We start from the raw sequence: 17,516 nt of genomic DNA, 5'->3' as shown, positions 1-17,516 counted from the left end.
CTTTTTTTATTCATGGTCGATAATTGGCAATTTTGAAGCCCTCTTATTTTCTTCAGAAGTTAAATTTCTTTTGAAGGAGAAATTATAAATTAAAAGATTTGTCTCATCGAGCTTGTCGAGATGCTTTTTGAATAAATCTAATGCTTCTTCTTTTACTCAATGTCGATAATTGACAATTTTGAGGTCTCTCTTTTTTCTCCGTAATCCTTAAATTACCTACTCTTCAGTAGGAGGGGATTTGTGGAGGTCTTCATTCAAAAGATTGAGAAGAGACTTGAAGCGATCTATATGCTTCCTTACTTCAGTCAGCCTGTTTTCATGAAATTCAGAAAGTTTAAAATCTCCTTCTGTATTTTCACGCTTTGCCATTAACAGGAGAAGATTTTCTTTTTCTTCCAGCATACGTATGGAAACCCAAATGGATTCTTCAATTTTCTTATCCTGCAGGTCATGCAGAATCTTTTCAGTGAACACGTGTCCTGTATGGCACCTGTAGCGATTTAAAGGGTCATTTTTTAAAGCCCATAATCCACCTCCGCAATCGGGACAGACAAAATCGCTGTGATCTGCAATCTTTTTGATTTCATTAATATCACTCATCATTTGTTCGGTTAATTCTGCTTCGATGCGAATTTCATGCGGAACAGGTTTTTCCGAAGGAAGCGGCTGGGTTATGATTTTGTTTATAATAGCCGGAATTTCTTTCAGTTCAGCCTGAAAATCTACTTTTATTTTATTGAGCACACTGCGGGGCATATCAGAAAATTGTGCTTCCCCAGGATCCTGGATAATACAAAGTCCGCCGCAGCGTTTTATAGCATACATTCCCGAGGTGCCATCTTCAAACAAACCTGTAAGGATAATGCCGATTGTCCTGTGACCGTAATGTACAGCGGCAGATCTAAAAAGCACATCAATAGAAGGACGGTACTTATTTTCATGTGGACCTGAGGTTAAAAGCAAACGATCATTCTTTACCAATAATTGATGCTCTGGCGGGGCAACATATAAATGACCTTTTTTTAAAGGTATTCCGTTTACGGCAACTCCGCAATTTAACTCTGTGTTTTTTTGAAAACTGTTGGCAATATGTTGGCTATTGGATTTTTTCGACACATGGATAACTACCATAACTGCCACATCCATATCTGCTGAAAGTCCTGATATTACTTCATTAATTGCGGGCAAGCCACCTGCCGATGCACCAATAACAATAATATTTCTGATTCCGCTCACGTTTTCTTTGCTGTTTGCAACCATTTTTCCAATCCTGATAAGTGTTGAGGTTATCCTTACAAGTTACTACTTAGCTTTTAAAAGGATTTTTAATGAATCGTAAAATTTTGCCAATCTTGTTAATCGCTTTAATAGAGTAATCAGCAGCAGGTTTTTATTTTAAGGAGAGCGTGCAAAGCGTACTTTTTAATAGCCATGTCTAAGCTTTTCACATTTTAAAAGTTGATCTTTTTCAATAAATAAACTTTGCTGATAGGGACTTACTTATTAAAGCTGGTTTCAATTTGGGTTCATATTTTCCGCAACCTTCGTTTAATTCTGAAAAAACCTTTTTTACTGATTTAAGTCATAAATCAGCCTTTAGAATGTACTTATTTTTGGTTCAGAATTTTTGGATTTTCCTGAATCGCGGAATTTTATCCGGAATATGAGAAAAGCGGAATATTTTTAACTTCAGAATATGTTTCAATCTTCCCGGCTCATCCTGCATCACGCGATAAAATTTGAAGCTTGTACAAAAAGAATAAAGTTGCAATTTCTGAAGATAAAGAACGATCAGAATCAAATTACTAATAAAACTAAAAAATTATGAAAACTGCATCACTAACAAAAAGCCTTGAATACAACGAAAGCAAACCTGCGGTAATAGTATTAATGGATACCGATAGCAGCAGGGAAATTAGGATTGCCATGAAAAAAGGGCAGGTAATGAAAGAGCATAAAACTCCTTTTCCTATTGTAGTGGAGATCTTTGAGGGAGAAATTACTTTTGGGGTAAAGGGCAATCTTCATAATCTTGTAAAGGGCGACCTTATACAATTGGAAGGAAACGTTCCGCATGATCTAAAAGCCGAAGCAGATAGCACAATTAGGCTAACCCTTTCCAAATCTGATACTGCCGAAAGAGTGAAAGACGTAGCTAGAAAATCTTCTTAAATGAAAGATTAAAATACTGGTGCGTCTATGACCTGAAATTTCTAAAACTTCAGGTTTTTGCGTTCTGACGGACTCTCTAAGGAGATGTATGATTTAAAGAGGTTGTGGGAGCTTTTTGTTGTTATGCAAAGCAGTTATTTTTTTCAAAATAGTAGACAGGACTAAACTGAAAAGTACAAAGCCAATAAAAATGATAAATCCCGGTTGCAGGGATGTTTTATTGGTCGAAATGCTTACAAGCGATTCTGTTTCCCTATTCACGTTGGAAAGCTGGTGATCCAGGATTCCCTGGAAACCGATATAAGCCATAAATATAGCGATCACATAGACGTCTGCCATGCTCCATTTTCCCGATTTAAAAGCAAAGAATTTGAGAATTTTATTTTTCCTTAATTTTTCATTTCCGGCCAGGTAGATTTGAGTGGAAATGAGTTTGGCAACAGGAAAAACAATGCTGAAAACAAGAATCAGGATTCCTACAAGAAATGAATCCACTTTTCCAGCAGCAAATAAAATATCGATAACCTGCAGGATACTTTTACTTTGGAAGAAAATCACCTGATCATTAAAAACGATATGTTCGCCTATCAGCTGGAAATTCACTTGTTGAAAACGAGCATCTATTTCAATCATAGGTGCTGTAATACCTGAAAAAAGCGCCACGAGGGATACCAGTACAGAAACTATAAACAGTGGGGTATGTAGCGGTTTCTGATTTCTGAGTAGCCACCAGAGCAGGAGGAAAGCCATAATTACGCCAAGCAGGATATAGGTATGAAAGTAGGTTTGCTCTTCCAGCTTTATAAGTTCTCCTGAAGTTTTTTCGTTAAAACCTTTCAGGTCTGCTACCTCGTATTTATTGAAAAGGGCTTCTAATCGTTGGACGGCAGCTTCAGAATTGTCATGAGTAAGATCACTATACTCCTGAAGCTTACTTTTAATAACAAACTTTAGCGCTTCCTTGTTCTCCGGTTTCTGTATTTCATCAACAATGGTCTGGGCAAACATAGGTACTAATGCCCTTATCTTTTCCTCGGGAACCAACGTTCTTACCGCAAATTTTCTTAGTTTTCCTTTTAAGGTCTTTTGCTTCAGGTTCATTAAGCTGTCTCCTTTGTCGATCCCGGCGGTAAGAATATTTTCCACCTGAAGAACCAGGGTATCTTCCTGTTCGGGGGTGAACTCAAATTCGTCAATACGGTTCAGGACCATATTGGTTAAATGATCCCTCCAGATATTTACAGATAAAATTCCGTGGGTAATGCTGTTAAGTTCGCTGTAGTCCTTTTTGATTTCGGCAGCTTCCGAAGAATATCTATAGACCTGCAAGCTGCTCCATCCCGCTAAGACGAGAAGGCTACCTGTGAAACATATCAGAAGTACACGTTGTAAAAATTTTGACATTACGCACGGGATTAATCTTATAAATGTAATTCTTTAATTCTGATAAAATCAGGTCTATTTATAGGAGTAAATTCACTCAATTTTTTCGGTAGAAAACATCATTGTCCAGGATTCAAAACATTGTATTCAGACAATATTTTTTGTCATTTATTTGTTAGTGAAATAACCCGGAAATATTTACTTTCATCCTCTCAAAAAAGTAATAGTATGTTATTAAAATCTCTCAGGCCATTGCTGATAATGGTCCTATTAGCCTCCTTTTTCTCATGCTCAGAAGATGAATCTCCTGAAGAAACAGAGGGTTCTGAAATTGCGGACACCTATAGTTATCTTGCTTTAAGAAACGACGGAACCTTATTCACAATTGGCGATAATAGCGGAAAAGTTGTAGAAATGGGTAACGTTCCCGGTATTGAATTTAATACTATGTTTAATGCGGTGACCTCTTCAGATTCTGAAATTTTTATATATGAACACCGTTTTGATCCTCCCAGGGGGATTATATATGCATGGGATAAACGATCTGGTCAAACCCGTTCTGCCATACTTGATTATCCGGAGCAATTTGGCGACAATACAGCATTATTATCTTTGGACTGGGATGAAGAAAATCAAAATCTTGTCGGGATCACCAGAGAAAATATGGAGCAGAGTAACCACCAGAAACCAATTATGGTGGTACGTATAAACCCGGAAAATTTTCAAATAACTACCCGTGATATCGACCTGAGTACAAAAGGATATGAGAATATATTTTCCACAAGCCTGATAGGACAAAAACTATATGTGGTAGCTTCAAAAACAGAAAGAGTTACAGAAGCTGATTTATTAGAAATTGAACTTAATCAAAATTCTGTTAAGGTTCTTCCGCTACAGGGTATCGCGACTGGTGTCACGAATATAGGGAACAGCGGTGGTACAACAGCATTGTTTGGATTTTCACCTGTAGCCAACTCTTCTTATATGGCAGAAGTGAGACCGGTAATCTACAATATAGAGGCAGGAACAGTAACAGAAGTATCTGAAGTTCCACGGATATCTTCCTTAAATTTTGCTCATAAAACTTTTTATAATGAAGAGGGGGAAGAGTTTGTAGAACTTGTAGGAGCAAATAATTCCAAAAATCTTTTAAAGTACAATCCTTCAACAGGTGATCAGGAATTAATAAAATTACATAATGCAGACGAACTTTCTTCTCTCATAAGTATTGTTGCTGTAAGAGAGCTTTAACGGGTTTTGCTGAAGCATAAATAATGAATGGACGCTTTTACACGTCCATTCATTTTAGAATTAAAACCTGTCCCCACACGATTTTAAATCTAATCTTTGTTATTTCTTTCAGGAAGATTTTTAGGTGTCAGATGACACTTCGCTACAGTCCATCGCCTGTACTTGATTAATATCTTCCTCATATTGATTTCCCCAATACTGGCAATCTTCGAATTCCTGGTAGAAATCGGTCATTGCTTCTTTATAAACTTCACAGGTCTGAGAGCTTGGAGCCTGGGAATAAGCATTTAAGGCATTTACAACATCTTCCCATTCTGACTGGAAATCATTACATCCGGCTATGCTATCATCAGTACCGGCGTCGTCATCTCCGGAGCAGGATGAGAAGCTGAAAAGCGTTATACATAAAATAAGTGGTAAAATTTTAGAATAAATTTTCATAATTTAATTTTTGTAGTTAGTGTTTTCTGAAGGACGATAATTGTCATTTTTAGATAGACGTCCAATTTTTTAAATATTCCGAAACCACTCTTCAAATTTATCTCCCAGTAAAGGAACCGGCTGTGTTTTTCCGTTAATGGCATTAATGAGTCCCATTATCCATAAATACAACAGGAAGATAGAACCGAAGAAACTGGCAATCCATCCTAGAATAGGCACCAATCCTATAATAAAAAGTGCAATTCCGCACAAAGAAAGACCTAAGGACTGCTTGATGTGGTATGCAGCAAAGGGATCTTTCTTTTCGTTGTTCATTACAAAGGCAACGATAAGCCCTATGATGGTCAAATAAGCAACAATGGCCATTGTTTTGTCATCTGTGGCAGTATTTTTAGTTTCTGCATGTGTATTTCCGGATTTCATAATCAGAATATTTAGAAGTTGAGAATCAAAGATTCAATTCCGGCGGCTTTTAGTGAAAAAGTGAATTTTCCAGCCCCTGTTTTTTCAACACAATTTTCATTTTGTACGCTTTGCCGCTTCTGCGGTTTGAAAAATTGCCGGTTTAAAAATCTTGTACAGTGGAATTATAAATCAAACTTCACTCCTGCGCCAATCACAAGTTGTCCGCCATCTATAATTACATATTTCGCTTCAGCAAAAGGAGTTATACTGCTCCCAATGTTAAAATTAGCACCGGCACCAAGATTTAATCCAAATCTGCCGTCACTTACAGACATAGAAGCACCGCCGAATCCGCTGCCATCGTAATCCACACCTACATGGGAATAATTTAATCCTGCGAGTCCGTAAAAGCCAAGGCTTTCTGTGTTAACGAGGTAATAATTTGCATTACCGTTTATTTCCCACCAGTTAATGCTTATTCCAGATTCGTCTTTAGGAAGGTAGTAAATGAAGCCCGGTGCAATGGTAAGATCTTCGAGAATTGGAAATTCTGCGGTTACGCCAATTCCCGGATTTTCAATCTCGGTACCATAAGCAACCATGGCACCCAGGCGGGTTTCGGTTTGTGCAGAACTGCTAAAGATTCCTGCGAGAAATAATAAAGCTCCGGTAAAAAGTAATCTTGTTTTCATGTCAAAAGATTTTAGTTTAAAAATTCGTTTGTCATTTAGCGCAAAAAGTGTTGTGGGTTATTCATTCAATGGTGTAAATATCTTATGCAGCTATGTTTCTATCAATAGAAACTGAGTATAAGCTGGTTATGAATGAGCGAAATGAATAACTGCTTTATTCAGGTGGATTTTGAGCCTCAATGGCAGGGAAAAGCTTTCCCTAAGTCAAACGGCACTTATACTAATGGAAAACAGCATTTTAGATCTAATTTTTTTATAAGTTCATTAAGAAAAGCTACATTTATTATAATCTCTTTAGGAATGAGCATTAAAGTTAAACCTGATCATGAAAGTAGCCATTATAGATGATGAAGTACATTGTGTGGAAGGGCTGGTTTTGCATCTAAAAAGCAAATTTCCGGAAGCGGAAATTGTTTATAAAGGTACAAAACCGGAAGATGCGCTTTTAGCTTTGCCCAAGGCCAGGCCGGATCTGGTATTCCTGGATGTTGAAATGCCGGGCATGAATGGTTTTGAATTGCTGGATCAACTTCCAAAGGATGCCTTTGATGTAATATTTACAACTGCATACAGCCAGTATGCCGCACAGGCTTTTAAAGCCAAAGCCGTAAATTACTTACTAAAGCCTATAGACGATACAGAATTTGAAACAGCTGTTCTACAATGGAAAGAGGAGAGGGAGCAGAAGAAAAATCTTTCTTCAGAAAGAATTAATGAACTGTTGACCTATATGAAGCGGGAAGGGATCCTGAAAAATAAAATTGCAGTCCCTGTTTCTGATGGTTATGAATTTATTGAAACCAACGAAATTCTCTATTGCCAGAGCCAGAACAATTATACGTTGCTGTTCACAGTAGAAAACCGCAAACTGGTTTTAAGTAAGACCCTGCTGGAGTTTGAAAAGCTCCTCGATAAATATTTTTTTATCCGTATTCACAAATCCTATCTAATCAACCCCAATTACATGAAAAAATATTATCGTAATGATGGCGGTTACCTTGTGATGCAGGATGGAAAGTCGATTCCTGTAAGTAAAAGTAAAAAGGATCTTATCACAAATCTTTTTGATGCAATAACCAAAACAGCTTAAGCTTAGGATAAAGTAATTTGAACGAGACTTCCTCTACATATATTACTAAAAACTTTTTCTGCAGCTCCCTGCAGAAAATGGTCTGTTTGTTTCTCTTCTTAAATGCAACTTTCGGATTTTCACAATCAGCCCTCGATAGTCTTAGAATAGTGTTGGAGCAAGAAATAAAAGATTCGCTGAAAATTGATTATGCCATAAGTTTAAGCCGCGAGATTCATAGAAGAAGTCACAACGAAGAAGAAGAATATAACTATGCCCAGGATGCCATACAGTGGGCATTAAAATTGGGAGATACTTTATTGTATGCCCGCAGTTTGGACAATCTTGGGCTGCTTTACAGATATCATCAGGACTATGATGAAGCAATGCCACTGCATATAAAAGCCTATAATCTGGTGGAGGAAAAAAATATTGATCCTGTCAACAAAATGATATTTGCTAACAATGCGGGAGTAGCAGGCCGTTATAATCAACAATATGATGCGTCTATCTCCTATTACATGAAGGCATTGAAAATTGCAGAAAGAGAAAACGACCTGAGAAATATTGCAATTTCCAGTAACGGAATTGGTAATGCGTTGGGAAATATTCAGGGAAGGGAGGAGGAGGCTTTAGCTTATTTTGAACGATCTCTTGAGGCTGAGGAAAAACGTGACAATAGCCTTGGTGTGGCCATGAATTATCTTTCTATTGCCGATTATTACGTTAATGAAGGTCAATTTACTAAAGGTCGGGAATACCTGGATGAGCTGCTTAAGATAAACCAGGAACGCAATGACATATACGGGCTTGCCATCACTTATGAGTTCTTCGGAAAATCCTATCTGGACGAGGGGAAAAACTTTGAAAGAGCTGCTCAATATTTTGAAGATGCCCTTAGCCGGTTTGAAAAATTAGGAGATAAACACCGACAGGCGCAGATATTGGTTAGTCTGGGAGATGTACGGTTAAATCAGGAAGAACAAAACCTGGCACGGGAATATTATGAGAATTCGCTTCAACTGGCAAGTGATTTAAATCAGTTTGGGCTGATTATGCAAAACTCATATAAGCTGGCAGAAATATATGAAGAACAAAACGAGCATTCCGTAGCCTTACAATACTTTAGAGAGGCTAAAGCTTATGAAGACAGTATAAAACTTTCAGAACAAAATGTGGAAATTGCGGCTCTTATCCGTAAATATGATATAGAAAAGAAAGAGAATCAAATTCAGTTGCTAGAGAAAGACAGCGCGCTGCAGCAAACGCTATTGGACAATCAGGAACAACAGCTGGAAAGGCGCAGGATCTTTATGTTACTTCTCGCCACCGGACTCTTTTTTATCCTTATTATTTTTTTACTGCAGTACCGCAATTACCAGACAAAAAAGAAAACAAGCGCCAGAATTTTACAGGAAGAAAAAGAAAAAATGAAGGCAATTTACGAGCGTAATCTTGCCCGGGCAGAAATCCTTGTTACCCGTTTAAGGGTTAATCCTCATTTCCTGTTTAACAGCCTTAATGCCATAACTTATCTTATACAGAGTAACCAAAACGCTAAAGCCATAAAATACCTTGTGGTTTTTAGTCGCTATACAAGAATGGTGCTCGAGACCTCACAGCAGCATATGGTGCCACTAACTGAAGAATTAAAATTGACCCGTTATTACCTAACTCTCGAAGGAAACCGTTTCGAAAAAGATTTTACCTATAAATTTATAGGTGATGATTCTTCAGGAATTGACGAAATGCTCATTCCTCCATTGTTGCTGCAGCCATTTATAGAAAATGCAATTTGGCATGGGCTTTTGCCAAGTAAAAAAGAAGAAAAGAAGCTTCTCATAGAGATAATTCCTGAAGGAAACACCATTAAGATAAATATAGAAGATAATGGTGTGGGCAGGAATAGTTCCAAGGCAACCAGAAAGTCTCATAAAAGTATGGGTACACAGATTATACAGGAGAGAATCGATCTTTACAATAAAAGTTATTCAGGACACATCAGATATGAGATAATTGATAAAAAAAACGCAGAAGGAGAGCCACAGGGAACCAGGATTGTTTTTTACTTAGCACAGGAAGAACTTTCTGGGAAGCTCGATTAGTAAGAGACATTACCAGTTACTTATTCTTCGATTAAAGAGAAGCATAGAACTGTATCACGATTCTCTTCATTTTCCATAAAGGATAATTCTATTTTCTTAACTTCAATCAGTAAAGTTTAAAAATCACTTACTATGGATTTAATGCTGATAATTTTTACTGTTAGCATTCTTGTGCTTTCTCTGGGCGCGGTTTACAGAAAAATGCAGGAAATATTTCTAACCGAGCCATTATTGGCAATGATTGCAGGGTTGCTCATGGGCCCATATTATCTAGATCTTATAAAACTAAATGGTTTTGAGAACCTGAAAGTACTGGAAATGACCTGTGAGTTTACTATTGCAATGGCCCTTATGGCAACAGCTTTACGTATACCCAAAAATTTCTTTTTGAAGAATATACAAACTCAGTCTATTGTAGTGGTGATGGGAATGTTGCTGATGTGGCTTTCCAGTTCTGGAATCCTGTATTTAATTTTTTCAGATTTTTCTATTGCAGAATGCCTGTTATTGGGCGGGATAATTACTCCTACAGATCCCGTTTTGGCTTCTACCATTGTGTCGGGAAACAAAGCAGAGAAAAATTTGCCGGGCCGGCTTCGGAAGACTATTTCTTTTGAATCTGGTGTAAATGATGGCCTTGCCTTTCCCATTGTTTTCTTTTCCCTTTTCCTGCTCACTAATTCCTCGTTTCCGGTAAACAAATGGCTGACGCAAACACTTTTATATGAGACAGTTTTATGCGCGATTCTTGCATTCGTGGCAGGTCTCATTGCCGGAAAAATTATGCACAAGGCGAACAATAAAGGAATAATGACTACGAAAGCAGTACTGCCTTTCTCCCTGGGTTTGGCCTTTGCTTTACTCTCAGGATTTAACCTGCTTGGGATGAACGGTATCCTTGCTGTATTTATTGGAGGTTTAGGTTTTAACAGGTCAATTTCAGGCAATGAAGATATTGAAGAGGAGAGGGTTCAGGAAATTATGGAACGAATCACCTTAATCCCGGCCTTTTTTATTTTTGGCTTAATTATTCCGTTAAATGAGTGGATATCTCTTGGTTGGAGCGGAATCCTGATGGTTATTTTGATTCTGCTATTTCGCAGAATTCCTGGAATATTCCTGTTAAAGCCTTTTCTTCCGCAGTTTCAAGGGAAAAGAGCTGATGTCCTGATGCTTGGATGGTTTGGACCTATAGGAGTTGCCGCTTTGTATTATGCCACGCTCTCCAGTGAAAAAGCATCCTTTCATGAAGCCTGGGTTATCCCTGGCTTAATGGTATTTGTATCTACTCTGTTGCATGGTTGTACCAGTCTCCCCCTGGGGAAATTGTATTATAAATATACTTCCAAAGAGTAGTTTTTCTGAGGGAAATTTAACTCCTGAAAGGGAGGTTTGGTTTAAAAATGCAAAAAAGGGAGGTAAGAGAAATTATCTAAAAAATTTTATGATATCTCCATGTTTCAGCTAATCTTTCGTGAAATAACAAATGCTTAACAGCCTTCGTGTGCCAGTATCTATATTTTTGTTTGAAACCAAAAAAGTTAAATTTTATGAAATCTATTACAAGTAAATTCTACATACCCCTTTTAGCAGTACTTTTATTGGGGTTAGCGAGTTGCGGTTCTATGAGTTCGAGTCCGGATAAATTAATTTCGGATGCGGAGAAAGCCCAGGAAAACGTTGCTGCAGCTAGTAGCAACATGAGCGAATTATTCCAGAATTCTGCAGGATATGCGATTTTTCCTAATGTAGGAAAAGGTGCTTATATTCTTGGAGGAGCTTCTGGTAACGGTGTTCTTTATGAAAACGGAACTGTTGAAGGCTTTACCGAAATGAAACAACTGGATGTCGGGTTCCAGATAGGTGGAAAAGCATATACCGAAGTTCTTTTCTTCCAGTCAGAGTCTGCTTTAGAAGACTTTAAGAGCGGAGATTATGAATTGACAGCAAGTGCATCTGCTGTAATACTTGAAGAAGGAAGGTCTAAATCTGTAGATTTTCAGGATGGTGTTGGTGTAGTAATTATGCCTAAGGCCGGTGCAATGGCAGGAATTTCTGTTGGAGGACAGAAGTTTGAATACAGAGCGCGATAGTATCTTCAATATATGAAAGAATAGAAAAGTCGGTTTTTATAAGCCGGCTTTTTTTATGCTTAAACTCAAAAAAGATGGAAAAGCCCGATTTGCTTATTTTCGATGTTAATGAAACATTACTGGACCTAAATCCTCTAAAGAAAGCTGTAAATAATGCATTGCAAAACGACCTGGCATTTGAGTTATGGTTTCCTATGTTGCTTCAGTATTCTCTGGTGGAAACGTTAACCCATAAATACCATGATTTTACTGAAGTAGGAGTGGCTACATTTAAAATGTTGGCCGGGAAAATGGAATTTTCTTTTTCTGAAGAAGAAATTAGGGAAATCCTGGGTCATATTAAAGAGTTGCCTCCTCATCCGGAAGTAGTGGAAGCACTGCAGAAGCTCCAGAATGAAAATTTCCGGATGATCGCTTTAAGTAACGGTAAACCATCTGTGCTAAGAGAGCAACTAAAATTTGCAAATATCGATACCTATTTTGTGGACATCATTAGCGTGGAAGTAGTGAAAAAATACAAGCCGCACAGGGAAGCCTATGATCACGTTCTTAAAAAAGAAAAAGTACCGGCAGAGAGAGCGATGCTTATAGCAGCCCATGGCTGGGACATCGCCGGCGCAAAAAGTAGCGGACTAAAAGCGGCATTCATCAGGAGAAAAGGCAAAAGTTTGTACCCCCTTTCCGAAAAGCCAGATTTAGAAGCGGAAGATATGCTGGACCTGGCAGAGAAGCTGGTTAAATAAAATGAAGCCTTCAGTTTTTCTAAAGATCTTCTGGTGATTCCAGCATCGTTGGGATCAATTCACTTACCGTGGGATGGATATGTACCGCATCTCTGATGGTGGTATATGGCGTTCCTGCATACATCGCATCAATTATAGCATGTATAACTTCATCAGCGCCTGTTCCAAGGAAGGTTGCACCCAGGATTTTATCAGTGTCGGCTTCAATATAAATTTTCATCATTCCGCTGGTTTCACCCATTTCCTGTGCCCGTGCCACTTTGGTCATTGGTCGGGAAGCCAGCTTTGCCTTAATTCCCTTCTCCTTTATTTCTGCCTCGTTCATTCCAACCCTTGCAAGTGGCGGATCAATAAATGCAGCATAGCAAGGGAATCGATCTGATAAACTTCTTTTTTTATTCTGAAGTAAATTTGAGTCAACTATTTCAAAGTCGTTATAAGAAGTATGAGTAAACGCTCCTTCGCCATTGCAATCACCAAGGGCATAAATGTGTGGAACAGAAGTTTGTAACTCGTCATTTACTTTTATATAGCCTTTTTTATCCAGGTGTACTCCGGTGTTCTCCAGGCCGATATTTGCCGTATTTGGCACCCGGCCTGTGGCAAGAAGAAGATGGGAGCCTTCAATTTTTTTATCCGCACCATGTACGTTAAAACTGAATTCCATAGTCTTTTTGCTCTGGGCTCCAACTATGTTTTCTGAATTAAGATAAACCTGAATATCCTCATCTTCCAAAATCTGAAGAATTGCTTCAGAAATATCTTCATCTTCCTGTTTCATAAGGCGTTCCCCACGATCCAGGATACTCACCTTGCTTCCAAAACGCCGGAACATTTGGGCAAATTCCAATCCCACATAGCCGCCTCCTATTATAACAAGGTGCTCGGGGATTTCTTCCAGCTCCAACATCGTTTCATTAGTATGATAATTGAGGTTTTTGAACGGTGACGGAATATTTGGCCTTGAACCGGTATTAATAAAGATCTTTTCTGCCTGTAGCGTTTCGTTATTTACTATAACAGTATGATCATCCTTGAATTTTGCTTCCCCCTTAAAGACCTGAATTTGCTCATTATCCTCCAGCATTTTCCTAATCCCCTCGCTGGATTTTTCAACCAGTTTGTCTTTCCTTCTTTTAATCGCACGCAGGTTGACTTTTATCTCACCGGCTATGGTAACACCATGCTCCTGGCTATTTTTGGTTACAAAAACTCGTCTGGCACTTGCCACATAAGCCTTGGTAGGAGTGCAACCGGTATTTACACACGTGCCTCCAAAATCCCCTTTTTCGATGATCGCCACCTTTTGCCCATTTTTGACAAGACTTGCAGCAAGTGGAGTTCCCGCCTGTCCTGTCCCAATAATTATCGCATCAAACTTCATAAGAGTATTTTTAAGAAGGACTGTTAATGTCCCTGGTTAATCGAATTAAAAGTTAAAGCCAAGTGTAAACATTATCCGGTTGTCTTCTTCACTTGTATAGTAGCCAACATTCCCGGTGACGGTGCTAAAAGCATTAATCCAGATAGAACCGCCGTAGTTATTGTGCCACTTTTCAGAATTTTCATCTTCCAGCCAAACTCGTCCATAATCATGTCCAAGGCTTATCCCTGCCCTTAATGGTACAAAACCTGTTTCCATCCTCACAAGTCCTGCTCTTAGATCTGTACTTTGGTAAAAAGCAGACTTTCCATTAAAACGTTCATTCCTATAGCCGCGTAAACTTTGGTTCCCGCCAAGGGTGGCTCCGTGGTAGAATTCATAATCCTCTCCAAATATAAATTCACTGCCAATTTTGGTGGCTATAACCACAAGGCCGCTCTCATGTAAGGGGTAAACAACAGAAATCGATGGCTTCAGGTAAGCAAATTCGTTGTCATTTCCATCTATATTTCTTTTGTATCCCGTAGAAATATCAAATTGCATCCCGCGCCTTGGAAAAGCCAATTGCTGAGGTTTATTTTTGTATTGAAAAGCAATCTCTGCACCGGCGTACAACTGGCTTTCAAAAAGATCGTTCTCTTCATCAAAAACCTGTCCTATATATTCTGTATCATTTCCTTCGACCTCCAGGGACTCGACCATTGGTTTAAAATGGAATCTTGCACCGGTTTCATTTCGCCAGATCAAGGAAGGAGCGAGGCTCCATTGCCTTATACGTACGCGGTTATAATCCATACTCACAGCATCTTCGTTATAGCTGGTTTCATTACCTCTTCCAAAGTAATTCAGGGTGTAATTGGGGCTGGTGTACCTGGCATCGATGCCAAAATTCCAATTGTAAAAAATGTGTGCGAATTCCCCCGAATAGTTTACCTCAAAACCGGAAGTTGCAAAATAATAGAAGGCGCTTATATTGTGCTGAGTGGTAAAAGGATTTCGTGCAAGACCATAAGTGGTAAACGTATCTGCCAATCCTATTTTAAAACCTGCATCGGGATCAAAGCCAATGCTGGGGAATAATACATTTGTAGTATTCCTGCTTTTTTGGGGATTGTAATTGTTAATATCATAACTGTCTATTAGCCATTGGTTGGCTCCCGGTGTTTCAATTGTATTTTTTTTGCTTTTGTAGTCATACAATTTCGCTCTCCTGGTATTACTGAAGTTATAGATGTCGTTTTCCTCGCCCCCAATAACCTTCAGTTTAATAAGTTTATCTCCTTCTCCTTCAATCTTAAATTCGTCATCTCCATCTAATCCATAAATCCATATTTCATCGGTCATGTCAGAATTATAGGTGTTTTCAAAAACGATATTTTCATCGTTTTCAATAATAATCTCTGTTCGTCCGTTTTCTTTTCTGGTAATAAGGAATTTGTCATCTTCTTCAGTTCCTGTAATAACCTCAAACTCCAGTAAGTACTTATAATAATCCCTGGCGATAGCAAGCAGGTTTTCCCGGCGCTCCTTAAGATCCTCTTTTATCCGCTCTATGCTTTCATCTTTTGTATCTTCCGGAAGCGCTTCAAAAGCCGCATCGATTTTTTCATCGGAAAGTTCATTCTGAATAAACTCCACCTGCTCTTCCCAGTCTTCCCAGGTAGCGGTTTTTATAAAAGTTTTGTCCAGGGGATAAGCCGCAACGTTAAACCACTTTACATTTTTCAGTTTTTCGCCGGAAAAAGTTTGCATGGCTCGCAATACAGGAACTCCCATTTGCAAAAGATCGATTATTGGCCCGTCGTACTTTGAAAAAGCCTGATCCCGGTCCCTGGCAATCGGTTTGTACATTAGCCTCCCGTCTTGCTGCTCAAACTGCGCCCATCTCCACTGGTCTTCATGCCGGTCCCAATCCCCGATCAGCATATCAAAAAGCCGTGCTTTTATATAAGAACCCTCGTTTACATAAGAATTTTTAGTCTCCCTAAGTTCCAGAAGAAGATCTGCCGTGCTTATAATATCATCTGGCGAACCAAAAGTTTCAAACTCTTTATTTTCATCCCCAACATGCTCCTCCAGCATATAAAGTTTATTGCCATAACCATCGTTAAATATCCCCAGTTCCTCCTGTTTAGGGAGATAAACGAGCCGTGGATTTGCATGGTAGATGTCCACAGCCGCAGAGAGGTCGTTTATGGCAAATGGAGCATAAGGATGGGATGTGGTATAATAATCCTGAACAATTCTTTCTGCCAGCGTATTATCTATACGGTCCCGTACATAGTGGGTTTTAATTTTCTGCTGGATAAACCGGGTTGCACTTTTTCTTATTTCTCGTAAAGTATATTCATGTTCATCTTCATCAATTATTCTTAGGGATCTGGATTGGTTTCCACCTCCTTCTGAAATTGGTACGGGGTTTCCCGGCAGGTCACTTAGGAAAAGCACTGGAACTTCTATGTCACGACTGTAAATATCCCGGTAATGTTCTCCCCATAGAAAGGTGTAAAATCCGCTTTTATCTGTTTCTTCCTGGGTATACACAGAAGCTTTATAAGTTTCACCAAAGTTTTCCCTGTCGGGATAACTTACTTCATCAAGCCTTGTACGTTCTCTTTTAATAAATTTGCTGAAGAGTAGCTTTGGACCCGCAGGGGTGGCTTCGTAAAACCTCACAATTGAACTCCTATCTTTAAAGACTGTCAGTTTTGTATAACCGTTTTTATCTGAAGCAAAGTGGTCGTCCTCATGGATCTTGGCTTTTTCAGTATTTGCTGCTGCGCCACTTATAATTTGAGGGATACCATCATCTTCCAGATATTGCATGTTCCGATCGTTTCCTGATACAAATATTACATCGTCAAACTGGCTGGCAAGTGTCTCCAGTCGACCCCGTAATTCCTCCATCGCACTGTTATAATAGGATTGCCTGGAGAAACCTCCCATTTTTTGAAAAAATCCACGTCTTGTGTTGGACATTACGGGATGGTGTACTGCTACAATAATGGTTTTATTCTGTTCATCCTTAAGATCATCCTTAAATTTTATGAAGAACTGGTCCCTTGTTTTGAGTTCACATTTGTTGTTGATGTAGGGATGATCATCCCAGTCTTCCAGAAACCACTGAGAATCCACCATTATAAGTTCCACTTCGTCGCTTAAAGTCTCCGGTTCCCGGGGGCAACCATCATTTGGCCAGAATTCGGCATCGCTGTTATCCTGAAGAAAAGATTCCATATCGTCCAGGTTTTCCTGTCCGCCTCCTTTGCGCCATTCATTTACGCCGGGATTAAGGATTACGTTTCCATTAAAATCCTTCAGGGGTTGTAACAATTTTTGCCTTAAATCTTCTTCTGTAGCTTTTCTTTTGTCCTCATCTTCTGGATAACCATTTTCTGTAATATTTCCGAGCAGTACAAGACTAGCATCCTGGTCCTGTTGAGAAGCTTGTACAATCTGGCTGAAGATGCTTTGGGCCGCAGAGTTCTCGTTAAGCCCCGTATTGGCGGTAAAATAAATTGAGTGGGAAATTTCCTTTCCTTCAGGAATTTCGTCTTGCTGTGCAAAAGTTAAATTCAGGGTAAAAAGGGTAATTAGTACCGTAATCTGGTTCTTTAGGGAGCCAGAAAACGGACTTTTTAATTCAATAAACATATAGTCGACTTTTAAGTAGGGCCTGGAGCCAGTTTAACAAACTTCCAAAATTGACAAAAAATTATATGGAATAAGAAACTTTAACGCTTTATAACATTTATGAAGAGGCAGAAGCGACCGGTTT

Annotated in this window: 14 protein-coding genes; 7 read left to right on the top strand and 7 right to left on the bottom strand. The window is 38.9% G+C overall.

Annotation, left to right across the window (positions count from 1 at the left end):
* Positions 1-216 precede the first annotated feature (216 nt).
* Complete coding sequence (locus RM545_RS10790) at positions 217-1,260, bottom strand: chemotaxis protein CheB (protein WP_311495287.1); 1,044 nt, start codon at positions 1,258-1,260, stop codon at positions 217-219.
* A 564-nt stretch (positions 1,261-1,824) separates the two neighbouring features.
* Between RM545_RS10790 and RM545_RS10785 the strand changes: the two genes are divergently transcribed.
* Entirely contained in the window at positions 1,825-2,172 is a 348-nt protein-coding gene (locus tag RM545_RS10785; protein WP_311495286.1) for a cupin domain-containing protein, read from the top strand.
* A 93-nt stretch (positions 2,173-2,265) separates the two neighbouring features.
* Here the strand turns inward: RM545_RS10785 and RM545_RS10780 are convergent, their stop codons facing one another.
* Positions 2,266-3,576 carry a paraquat-inducible protein A gene (locus RM545_RS10780; protein WP_311495285.1) on the bottom strand — a complete coding sequence of 437 codons (1,311 nt, stop codon included), beginning with the start codon at positions 3,574-3,576 and terminating at the stop codon, positions 2,266-2,268.
* A 207-nt stretch (positions 3,577-3,783) separates the two neighbouring features.
* Between RM545_RS10780 and RM545_RS10775 the strand changes: the two genes are divergently transcribed.
* Positions 3,784-4,806 (top strand): hypothetical protein, encoded by a 1,023-nt coding sequence (locus RM545_RS10775; protein WP_311495284.1) that lies wholly within the window; start codon positions 3,784-3,786, stop codon positions 4,804-4,806.
* A 120-nt stretch (positions 4,807-4,926) separates the two neighbouring features.
* On the opposite strand, the gene RM545_RS10770 is transcribed toward RM545_RS10775, so the two are convergent.
* From RM545_RS10770 to RM545_RS10760, 3 genes are all read right to left on the bottom strand, one after another.
* Entirely contained in the window at positions 4,927-5,247 is a 321-nt protein-coding gene (locus RM545_RS10770; protein WP_311495283.1) for a hypothetical protein, read from the bottom strand.
* A 69-nt stretch (positions 5,248-5,316) separates the two neighbouring features.
* Positions 5,317-5,670 (bottom strand): DUF4870 domain-containing protein, encoded by a 354-nt coding sequence (locus RM545_RS10765; protein ID WP_311495282.1) that lies wholly within the window; start codon positions 5,668-5,670, stop codon positions 5,317-5,319.
* A gap of 164 nt (positions 5,671-5,834) precedes the next feature.
* Entirely contained in the window at positions 5,835-6,344 is a 510-nt protein-coding gene (locus tag RM545_RS10760; RefSeq protein WP_311495281.1) for an outer membrane protein, read from the bottom strand.
* A gap of 325 nt (positions 6,345-6,669) precedes the next feature.
* Between RM545_RS10760 and RM545_RS10755 the strand changes: the two genes are divergently transcribed.
* The 5 genes from RM545_RS10755 (at position 6,670) to RM545_RS10735 (ending at position 12,354) form a co-directional block, all read left to right on the top strand.
* Positions 6,670-7,434, top strand: a complete 765-nt coding sequence (locus RM545_RS10755; protein WP_311495280.1) for a LytR/AlgR family response regulator transcription factor — start codon at positions 6,670-6,672, stop codon at positions 7,432-7,434.
* Positions 7,435-7,520: 86 nt separating this feature from the next.
* Positions 7,521-9,518, top strand: a complete 1,998-nt coding sequence (locus RM545_RS10750) for a tetratricopeptide repeat protein (protein WP_311495279.1) — start codon at positions 7,521-7,523, stop codon at positions 9,516-9,518.
* 132 nt (positions 9,519-9,650) lie between these two features.
* The gene (locus tag RM545_RS10745; RefSeq protein WP_311495278.1) at positions 9,651-10,874 is read left to right on the top strand and encodes a cation:proton antiporter domain-containing protein; all 1,224 of its coding nucleotides are present in this window, start codon (positions 9,651-9,653) and stop codon (positions 10,872-10,874) included.
* Positions 10,875-11,068: 194 nt separating this feature from the next.
* Positions 11,069-11,611 (top strand): lipid-binding SYLF domain-containing protein, encoded by a 543-nt coding sequence (locus RM545_RS10740; RefSeq protein WP_311495277.1) that lies wholly within the window; start codon positions 11,069-11,071, stop codon positions 11,609-11,611.
* Positions 11,612-11,685: 74 nt separating this feature from the next.
* The gene (locus RM545_RS10735; RefSeq protein ID WP_311495276.1) at positions 11,686-12,354 is read left to right on the top strand and encodes a haloacid dehalogenase type II; all 669 of its coding nucleotides are present in this window, start codon (positions 11,686-11,688) and stop codon (positions 12,352-12,354) included.
* A 19-nt stretch (positions 12,355-12,373) separates the two neighbouring features.
* Here RM545_RS10735 and RM545_RS10730 read toward each other — a convergent pair whose 3' ends face one another.
* Positions 12,374-13,738 (bottom strand): FAD-containing oxidoreductase, encoded by a 1,365-nt coding sequence (locus RM545_RS10730; RefSeq protein WP_311495275.1) that lies wholly within the window; start codon positions 13,736-13,738, stop codon positions 12,374-12,376.
* Positions 13,739-13,783: 45 nt separating this feature from the next.
* Complete coding sequence (locus RM545_RS10725) at positions 13,784-17,392, bottom strand: bifunctional metallophosphoesterase/BamA family protein (protein ID WP_311495274.1); 3,609 nt, start codon at positions 17,390-17,392, stop codon at positions 13,784-13,786.
* Between the last annotated feature and the right edge of the window lie 124 nt (positions 17,393-17,516).

Source organism: Autumnicola lenta, from assembly GCF_031846515.1.
Taxonomy (GTDB): Bacteria; Bacteroidota; Bacteroidia; order Flavobacteriales; family Flavobacteriaceae; genus Autumnicola; species Autumnicola lenta.
This window is presented reverse-complemented; position numbering and strand designations above follow the sequence as displayed.

Excerpts from the sequence above, each read along its gene's own strand:
- RM545_RS10745 (WP_311495278.1), top strand. The coding sequence starts at position 9,651 with ATGGATTTAATGCTGATAATTTTTACTGTTAGCATTCTTGTGCTTTCT.
- RM545_RS10760 (WP_311495281.1), bottom strand. The coding sequence starts at position 6,344 with ATGAAAACAAGATTACTTTTTACCGGAGCTTTATTATTTCTCGCAGGA.
- RM545_RS10730 (WP_311495275.1), bottom strand. The coding sequence starts at position 13,738 with ATGAAGTTTGATGCGATAATTATTGGGACAGGACAGGCGGGAACTCCA.
- RM545_RS10785 (WP_311495286.1), top strand. The coding sequence starts at position 1,825 with ATGAAAACTGCATCACTAACAAAAAGCCTTGAATACAACGAAAGCAAA.
- RM545_RS10755 (WP_311495280.1), top strand. The coding sequence starts at position 6,670 with ATGAAAGTAGCCATTATAGATGATGAAGTACATTGTGTGGAAGGGCTG.
- RM545_RS10775 (WP_311495284.1), top strand. The coding sequence starts at position 3,784 with ATGTTATTAAAATCTCTCAGGCCATTGCTGATAATGGTCCTATTAGCC.
- RM545_RS10740 (WP_311495277.1), top strand. The coding sequence starts at position 11,069 with ATGAAATCTATTACAAGTAAATTCTACATACCCCTTTTAGCAGTACTT.
- RM545_RS10770 (WP_311495283.1), bottom strand. The coding sequence starts at position 5,247 with ATGAAAATTTATTCTAAAATTTTACCACTTATTTTATGTATAACGCTT.
- RM545_RS10780 (WP_311495285.1), bottom strand. The coding sequence starts at position 3,576 with ATGTCAAAATTTTTACAACGTGTACTTCTGATATGTTTCACAGGTAGC.
- RM545_RS10735 (WP_311495276.1), top strand. The coding sequence starts at position 11,686 with ATGGAAAAGCCCGATTTGCTTATTTTCGATGTTAATGAAACATTACTG.
- RM545_RS10790 (WP_311495287.1), bottom strand. The coding sequence starts at position 1,260 with ATGGTTGCAAACAGCAAAGAAAACGTGAGCGGAATCAGAAATATTATT.
- RM545_RS10765 (WP_311495282.1), bottom strand. The coding sequence starts at position 5,670 with ATGAAATCCGGAAATACACATGCAGAAACTAAAAATACTGCCACAGAT.
- RM545_RS10725 (WP_311495274.1), bottom strand. The coding sequence starts at position 17,392 with ATGTTTATTGAATTAAAAAGTCCGTTTTCTGGCTCCCTAAAGAACCAG.